Origin of the sequence: Evtepia gabavorous, assembly GCF_003425665.1 — a bacterium.
Classification (GTDB): domain Bacteria; phylum Bacillota; class Clostridia; order Oscillospirales; family Oscillospiraceae; genus Evtepia; species Evtepia gabavorous.
Genome location: NZ_QQRQ01000064.1, coordinates 1 through 412, shown reverse-complemented (window position 1 = coordinate 412; position 412 = coordinate 1). Strand labels below are relative to the sequence as shown.

Sequence of the window (412 nt, the reverse complement as noted above, 5' to 3'; positions counted from 1 at the left end):
GTAGCCCAGGACATAAGGGGCATGATGATTTGACGTCGTCCCCACCTTCCTCCGTTTTGTCAACGGCAGTCTCGCTAGAGTGCTCTTGCGTAGCAACTAACAATAGGGGTTGCGCTCGTTGCGGGACTTAACCCAACATCTCACGACACGAGCTGACGACAACCATGCACCACCTGTCACCACAGTCCCCGAAGGGAAAGAACTATCTCTAATTCCAGCCGTGGGATGTCAAGCCCTGGTAAGGTTCTTCGCGTTGCTTCGAATTAAACCACATACTCCACCGCTTGTGCGGGCCCCCGTCAATTCCTTTGAGTTTCAACCTTGCGATCGTACTCCCCAGGTGGGATACTTATTGTGTTAACTGCGGCACGGAAGGGGTCAGTCCCCCCACACCTAGTATCCATCGTTTACA

1 rRNA gene is annotated in these 412 nt (G+C 53.2%); it reads right to left on the bottom strand.

What is annotated here, in order from left to right:
* Nucleotides 1-412 (bottom strand): 16S ribosomal RNA (locus DV520_RS12080); the annotation flags it as partial.